Origin of the sequence: Hyella patelloides LEGE 07179 (genome assembly GCF_900659865.1) — a bacterium.
Taxonomy (GTDB): domain Bacteria; phylum Cyanobacteriota; class Cyanobacteriia; order Cyanobacteriales; family Xenococcaceae; genus Hyella; species Hyella patelloides.
Genome location: NZ_LR214085.1, coordinates 1 through 7,262 on the forward strand (window position 1 = coordinate 1; position 7,262 = coordinate 7,262).

Below are 7,262 nucleotides of genomic sequence, written 5' to 3' on the forward strand. Positions count from 1 at the left end.
TCTTCGATGGTAGGGTTTTCACCTACATCCAATGAACAGTTCCAGTTATACTTTATGTTCATAACTGGGGTGGCTCTACCTCTGTAGTCTCTACAGTCTCGCACCATCAACAAATCGCACTATACTCCAAAACATTCGACCTTGAAACATCAAAGCTTTTGCTGTTAGTGGTTGTTCTATTTGAAAAATGGTGCTTGTCATTTATTTTGTCATTTATAATTTGCAAAACTGGCGAAAAAATTAATTTTTTGGTAACTTCATAAAGTCGCCTAAAAGCATAGACTGTCAGATTGTTATTCAAGAGCAAATTTATACTTAAAGGTTGTTCTTTTTTTGTCGAATAATCTAGAATAACACGATGTAAATAAGCTCCTAAATCTAAAGCTTTGACTAAAAGATTTGAATCACCAATAACTTTATATAAAGTTAATAAACCTAAAATTTCTTCAGGGATTCGCTCGATAAGCTCTAAGTTTGGCTCAGTGGGTTCATAGTTGGTTTCAATCAGAGAAGCTGCTATTACAGCTTGTTTTAAGATGACATCTGAATTATTTAAAAATCCACCGATCAGAGTCAAACCATAAACTAGTGAGCCTAATTCTCTAGCTATTTCGGCTTTTGGTACAGAATCAAAAACAAGTAAATTTTGTAGAGGAGACAACGCTTTTAAAGCTAGATCGTGAAATTGTTGTTTGTTGGTAACTCTTGCTACTGCCGACAAAAATAAAGCAACTCCACAACTCCCTTGAGACAAGCTATAACAATTTAGAGGTTGAATTTGGAATCTTTGCACCTGATGAAGATAATTCATTCCCAACCAAGTAACACTGCTATTAGTACCTGTAATGGCACTCTTTTCTAGTTCTTGGGCGATCGCAATTGCTGTTTCTACCATCACTTCTCCACTAAAGGGGGTAATTTTATCCCAAGATGAAGGAGATTTTGTTGCAAGTTGAGGATCGTGTAAGTCTTTAGCTGTAGCAGAATAGAAAGAGCCTCGAATTAAACTAATCTGGTGCTTTAAATCTTGCTCGTCAAGCTTTTGCAGACGATCGATAACAGCACTGTAGCCAGACTCGGTGGCAAATCCTAAGATGCTTCCCCGCGTTGTCGGTAAATTTATACTATCTGAATAAGCAGAAAAATAGGGGATATCCAGTCGTTCAAGAGCTTCTTGTTCTGCTGCAATAAGCTTCCAGTAAGGATGTTTAGTATCCCCATTGATGAATGTTCTACCGATAATATCAAGTTGAATACTGCGATCGATACCATCTCTGAGCCATTTAGGATTAACGGATTGATTCAGAAGAGATGCGTACACTCTAGTATTGCGAAATACCAAACGTACTTTCTGGTGAAAAAAGTTAGTTAAAGGACTATTATCGGCTAAAAGAGCGTTTTTTCCCCGAAGCAAGAAATCATACATTTGTCGAAATCCAGTTACGATCTCTTCCACATAATCTTCAGGGGATGCATCAATCTGATTACTAGAAGGGAATTGATTAGCTGAGTTCGATCGAACAGACGTAGTTACCAAAGACATACAATCGCTATTAATGTGCTGCCATTGTGTAATCTGCTGGGGAATTTCTGACTCGGAAATTGCTTTTATCGGGCTAATATTAAAGTATTCTCCTTTTCCAGTTACCTGCCATTGGGGTAACAAATGTGTTTGTAAAACAGATTCTTGTAACTCTTGTTGTGCTTTTACTTCGGCATCATTCCCTTGATTAAAGGTGTCAATTTTAGGTAATAATAGAGTTTCTAAATCGATTAAAATAGGTTGTTCACCGCAACCAATCAAATTTTCATAATGACAGTCCGTTCCTCGCAACAGATAAATGATGGATAATAACATTCCCAATCGCTGATAATAGCGTTGAGTTTGTTCTGATTCTTGACAGGGTTTACTCTCAACATATTCCATCCAACCATAAGTATTACAGTTGAGAATTTTGACAATTTGGAACTGTAAAGGAAGATGCTGCTGGTTTAACCAAGATAGTAGCTCGAAATAAGCTCGGTCAATGCCTAACCCTTTGGGTTTATAGACTAGCTTTAAACCAGAATTAAATTTAATGCCAATAACGGATCGTCCGCAATTATGAGAGTCAGATAATGATAATTTAAGAGCAACAACTTGTTCTAATTGTCGATCTTTAGCAAAAGTTGTTTGAATTTTTTTCCAGTCGTCACTCAAACGAGTAATCAACTCTCCCACAGAATCGACCCAAAAATTTGTAACAGTTGCCATTAAACGAGCGAGTACGCTGTATTCTTGGAAAAAAGAGAGTAGTCTACCTTGAAGTAATTCTTCGATAAACTTTTGGTATTTTGTTCGAGGGGGAGTCTTAGATAACTGTTGTGTCAAACAATCTAGTCCCAAACCTCCTCGATTGTAGCGAAAAAGAGAAAATTCTAAATCGAGAGGGGAAGCAGCAAGACTACTCAATCTTTGTAGGAGATTTCGTTCCAGTTGAATCCCAGCTTCTTCTGTTAGTATCTGGTAGTTAATGCCTACTGTCTTTAGTAATTTTTCTCTGGCTACTTTGACAAAGGAAATGATAATTTCTTCAAAGGGAAAAGGTTGTTGAGGATTCAAACACTTACAATCTGAGACATCTAAGGGGAAGACGGTTGCTTGCAAGACTGCTTTTAAAGTTTCTACCCAAGAAGGTAGTTCTTTAACATCTAAACACCTAACCTTACCTATACTATGACGCAAGGTATTAAGGTCTAAATTATTCCACTGTAAATATTTGCTGAATTTATCTGAATCGCCTTTGGCAGTAATCTGAATTAATTTTTCTAGTCGAGTTTCAATTAGTTGGTTGTCTTGAATGGGATCGGGGACAAATTTCTCGCTTAGGCGATCGCTCATTATACTGGCACGTTCGACTATTTCAATCAAATCTTGTAGAGAAACTTTCATGACATTACAACTTCCTGTTGATTGATAGCTACGTAACGGGGAAGGGCAAATTTAGCAATATATTCTGAATGATTGTGGCATCGATATCGGGGATGACTATCTCGATCCATAATTTGTCGCCAAGTTGGAGTAATAGTAGTAGATTCCCAGGACTCAGATAGGGCAAGAGTTACCAGAGCAGTAGTAATTGCTTTTTGACTGTCTAGATAGTAGGAAATGCCATGATATTGATTGTTGATAGAAATAATTCTTTTCTGGCGATCGCTTAAAATTAAGTTAAATAACTCCACTGGTTGGAAGTGTTGAGTATCCAGTGCCAAAGTAGAGTAAAAAGGAATTGCCTCTGGTGAGTTTCTTTCTGCTTCAAGCAACTCTAACAACCGCAACTGTGCTAGAAGTATGATTCGATCTCGACAACCTAGTGCAGCTAAACTTAAAATACCTAAAGCGGTAGATAAACATGGATCGTAAGTTCCAAAGGAATAATCATCATTGATGCTGGCTAAAATCTCGCTTAAAAGTTGAGTTCTTAATTCTTTTGTAGATTCTTTTGTACTAATAGCACGAGCTAACATCCAATCAACTAAATAAGGGTTAGCAAAATAAAGTCCACTTCTATTGTCAAACTCTGCTGCTAGATAGTCTATAGTAGTCTCGTCAATAGTTAAATTTGCTTCTTGTCTTAAAGCTGCTACCAAACAGGTACTAGCATAATCAGTTTGACACCAATGCTTATTGCTATGAGTAATCACCATTTTATGAGGCTGCTTATCCTCAGCCCAAAGTTGAGGATAGTAACCGCCACATCCATTGGCAAATAGCTCTAATGCTTCTACTGCTTTTGGTTCGTTAAAACCCTGAAGTATTAGGGCAGAGTCGATTGAAGTAATTAAACCATTACTGTGAAAAGACCAAAAATAACCTTGACGTTTAGATTCTAATAACTTTTTCAACTCTTCGGACTCTTCTCCTAAAGTATTAAGAGTTTTTAGCAGAAAGCCAAGAGGTACTAAATCACCAAAAGAATAAGCCTTTGCAGGTGTAGGTGGCTGACAAGTCATAGCTAACCCTTCGGTACTGGCTTGATGACTTAGTTGAACTATTGCTTTTAGAGAAAGATTTTTAGCCCAATTAATTCTACTACTGGCTGCTTTGAGTAAACCCATCTCTAAAGTAGGGTCGATCCAACCATGTTGCAGAAAAAACTGATTACAATGGGCTGTTCTCTTAAAATGGGAGAGAATACCTGCATGAATATGTACGGGTAAACGGTTTCTGAATCGAGCCAAGTAGTAAGAATCATGTTGCTCGCCACCTAAAAATTGTACCCCTACTGCTCGCAGCAATTCGTAATGTTCTTCAGAAGGTTGCTGTTGAAAAATTGCTTTTCCTTCTCCATAGCCTGATTCAATCTCTAAATGGAGCAAAACAGGTGAAAAAGGACTTGTTTCTCCTAAGCCAAGACAATCAGCCCGATCTACTGGAAATAAAACTAACTGAGAAGCAAACTGCTCATATAGCGATCGCTCCAAATCTGGAGTTGCCCAGCTATTTTTGCTGAAAGGATCGATTAAATTTAAACCCTGTTTAGATGCTAAACATCTGCCGTAGCTAGTCAAAACTACATGACTATAAGGTTCTATTTCTATCTCTGCTGGCAAACCAAACATGGGCTTGATAGTCGTCTCATCAGTTAAAGATGCGATTGCTTCTAAGTTGAATAAAACCATCCATTCTAAATTGCCAGGTAGTTGTTGTAAAATCTCAGACACTTGCATGGTGTAACTCCTTTAAATGCTGTTTTAACAAAGTTTTAGAAAGCCAACCTTGACTGACAGAAAGATAGGCTTTGGCTTCTAAGGGTTTTTTGGGCTGATAGACAATCTTAATGTGATGAATATTTCTGCTAATAAAACTCATGACTCCTGCTCCTAGCAAACTGGATACATTGGTAAGATGAGTGGGCCAAGTTTCCGAATCTAGTTGTTCAAAAGAGTATCCAGGATAGGTCAAAAGAGCATCTCGTTTTTTCGTAAGGCAGAGTTGATTAGCTACTAAATAATCGAGAAATAATTCCCATTGAGATTGTTGAGAAACAGAAGGATTAACATAGCATTCCAAGCCAATTTTGGGGTAAATTACATTACCGACATCTATATCAAGATCGATTCGGTCAACTAAGCCAGATAATTGGGCAATCTGAGTCCTTAATTTTGGCTCTTCATGTGACCAACCAATAGAATTGAGATACTCTAAGATGCGATCGCTCTTAATGCCTCGGATACAAATTCTGACAGCCTCTGACTCTCTCGCCAGCATGATACCAATTTGAAATACTTTTGCCCCAGATGGCAAGCACTTAAAACAATTCTCTAAATTCTGCTCCATTTGGGAAGGTAGCGATCTACCAAAAAGAAGTTGTAAAGCAGTTTGATTTACCCATTGATAGTCAATAGTATTAGCTTCAGTTTGTTTAACACCAAAGAATAAACTGGGGATGGGAATTTCAGGTGGCGGTTGATCGAGATCGAACTCTAGCCAGATATTATCGGCATTTTCATATAGAGGGGATACGGGGTTTGCCCAATGTCTGCTAAAGTTTCTCACTTTTTTCCAGACAGGATGGTTGAAATTAGCTGCGGGTAAACTAGGCTCAGATTTATAACCTGCTAAAATTTCCCTTCCCCCAATAGCAGCCCTAACGGATAATAAGAAATCTGCTTGGGCTGCTTTCTCTCCTAAACGACATTCAAAACCAAAAAAGTCAGTGATTGCGCTAGGTAGGGTTTGCGCCACATAATTAATGTCAGAGAAACTTTCTGGAGAAATTAATGCTTCAGAAACATGAGGAGCGATTGCACTTAAATAATCATTAACAAAACCATTCATCTTTCTTCCTTTACTTCTTCAAAATTAACTAAAATTAGTTTGTCAGGTTAAAATTTGGCTCAGTTGAGTTGTCTATTTATTGCCTGAATCAACAGGAGTTGAGACATTCAACCAAGCCATTCCTAGAAACTAGGAAAATATTATTAGAGCAATAAAAAGAAAATTACCAGCCCCCCTGATCTGCTACTTCCTTGCTTGTCGCTCCGATACCAAAGGCAGTTGCTGTTAAACCAACTCCTAATAAGGGAGTAACACCGCCAGCAACAGCTTCTAGCTCGTCCTCCGAGAGTTCCTCTTCATTCAAGTTGGGTTGATCGGGTAAGGTTATGTAAAGAGTATTGGCATCTTCTGCCATCACTCGGACGCTTAGTGTTTCTGGCAACTGCACGCCAAATTCTCGTTCAATCACCACTTTGGGATTAGCTAACAACTTTTGTTTAAAGGTCTCATCTTTCCAAGCTTGAGCCACTAGATGGGCTTCAATCTCGTTTCGAGAGCGTTCGGGGGTTTGTTCGTTCATTGTTTGTGTCATTTTTGTTTCTCCTTGTAATAATGTTTTGTCTACCATAGGGATGCTGCGCCAACACCTGCGGCTCCTGAAGCAGCTATACCGCCAACAATTCCAAAGGTTGGACTAATACCACCAGCAACAGCTTCTAAGTCCTCCTCCGAGAGTTCATCTTCATTGACGTTGGGTGGAGGAGCAGGCAAGGTGATATAAAGAGTATCGGCATCTTCTGCCATCACTCGGACGTTGAGGGTTTCTGGTAACTGTACGCCAAATTCCCGTTCAATCACCACTTTGGGATTAGCTAACAACTTTTGTTTAAAGGTCTCATCTTTCCAAGCTTGAGCCACTAGATGGGCTTCAATCTCGTTTCGAGAGCGTTTAGGGGTTTGTTCGTTCATTGTTTGTGTCACGATCTTGATTTTCCTTGCACAATACTTCGCCTACCACATGGACGCTGCTTGAGCACCTGCGACTCCCGAACCAGCTATACCGCTAATAATTCCAGCACCTGCTGCTACAGCTGGAGTTATGCCACCAGCAACAGCTTCTAAGTCCTCCTCCGAGAGTTCATCTTCATTGACGTTGGGTGGAGGAGCAGGCAAGGTGATATAAAGAGTATCGGCATCTTCTTGCATCACTTGGACGTTTAGTGTTGCTGGTAACTGCACGCCAAATTCCCGTTCAATAACCACTTTGGGATTAGCTAACAACTGTTGTTTAAAGGTCTCATCTTTCCAAACTTGAGCTACTAGATGGGCTTCAATCTCGTTTCGAGAGCGTTGAGGATTTTGTTCGTTCATTGTTTGTGTCATAATCTTGATTCTCTTAGTTAGGGTTTGCTGAATAACTTGACAACCTTGAGCAAATAAAGGTTACAAGGATTTTGGGCGCAGCAAAAAGTTAAGTAAAAATGGCGAAAAACCCCTAAAA

Annotated in this window: 6 protein-coding genes; all 6 read right to left on the reverse strand. The window is 39.0% G+C overall.

Annotation, left to right across the window (positions count from 1 at the left end; all coding sequences use genetic code 11):
* Window positions 1–106 precede the first annotated feature (106 nt).
* The 6 genes from H1P_RS29190 to H1P_RS29215 all read right to left on the reverse strand — a co-directional run bounded on the left by H1P_RS29190 (window position 107) and on the right by H1P_RS29215 (window position 7,144).
* Window positions 107–2,932: a type 2 lanthipeptide synthetase LanM family protein gene (locus tag H1P_RS29190; RefSeq protein ID WP_144874358.1), complete on the reverse strand. Its 2,826-nt coding sequence runs from the start codon at window positions 2,930–2,932 to the stop codon at window positions 107–109.
* Window positions 2,929–4,710, reverse strand: coding sequence for a hypothetical protein (locus H1P_RS29195; protein WP_144874360.1), 1,782 nt, complete (start codon window positions 4,708–4,710; stop codon window positions 2,929–2,931). Before H1P_RS29195 ends, H1P_RS29190 begins: the two co-directional genes overlap by 4 nt.
* Entirely contained in the window at window positions 4,697–5,821 is a 1,125-nt protein-coding gene (locus H1P_RS29200) for a hypothetical protein (protein WP_144874362.1), read from the reverse strand. The genes H1P_RS29195 and H1P_RS29200 overlap by 14 nt, the downstream gene beginning before the upstream one ends.
* A gap of 163 nt (window positions 5,822–5,984) precedes the next feature.
* Entirely contained in the window at window positions 5,985–6,353 is a 369-nt protein-coding gene (locus H1P_RS29205) for an NHLP leader peptide family RiPP precursor (RefSeq protein ID WP_246142009.1), read from the reverse strand.
* Between the two features lie 29 nt (window positions 6,354–6,382).
* On the reverse strand, window positions 6,383–6,742 hold the full coding sequence (locus tag H1P_RS29210) for a class IIb bacteriocin, lactobin A/cerein 7B family (protein ID WP_246142010.1): 360 nt from the start codon (window positions 6,740–6,742) through the stop codon (window positions 6,383–6,385).
* 30 nt (window positions 6,743–6,772) lie between these two features.
* On the reverse strand, window positions 6,773–7,144 hold the full coding sequence (locus H1P_RS29215; protein WP_144874366.1) for a class IIb bacteriocin, lactobin A/cerein 7B family: 372 nt from the start codon (window positions 7,142–7,144) through the stop codon (window positions 6,773–6,775).
* Window positions 7,145–7,262 lie beyond the last annotated feature (118 nt).

What these genes read in the sequence shown, in the direction of transcription:
- H1P_RS29190 (WP_144874358.1), bottom strand. Translation starts at nt 2,932, where the DNA reads ATGAAAGTTTCTCTACAAGATTTGATTGAAATAGTCGAACGTGCCAGT.
- H1P_RS29195 (WP_144874360.1), bottom strand. Translation starts at nt 4,710, where the DNA reads ATGCAAGTGTCTGAGATTTTACAACAACTACCTGGCAATTTAGAATGG.
- H1P_RS29200 (WP_144874362.1), bottom strand. Translation starts at nt 5,821, where the DNA reads ATGAATGGTTTTGTTAATGATTATTTAAGTGCAATCGCTCCTCATGTT.
- H1P_RS29205 (WP_246142009.1), bottom strand. Translation starts at nt 6,353, where the DNA reads ATGACACAAACAATGAACGAACAAACCCCCGAACGCTCTCGAAACGAG.
- H1P_RS29215 (WP_144874366.1), bottom strand. Translation starts at nt 7,144, where the DNA reads ATGACACAAACAATGAACGAACAAAATCCTCAACGCTCTCGAAACGAG.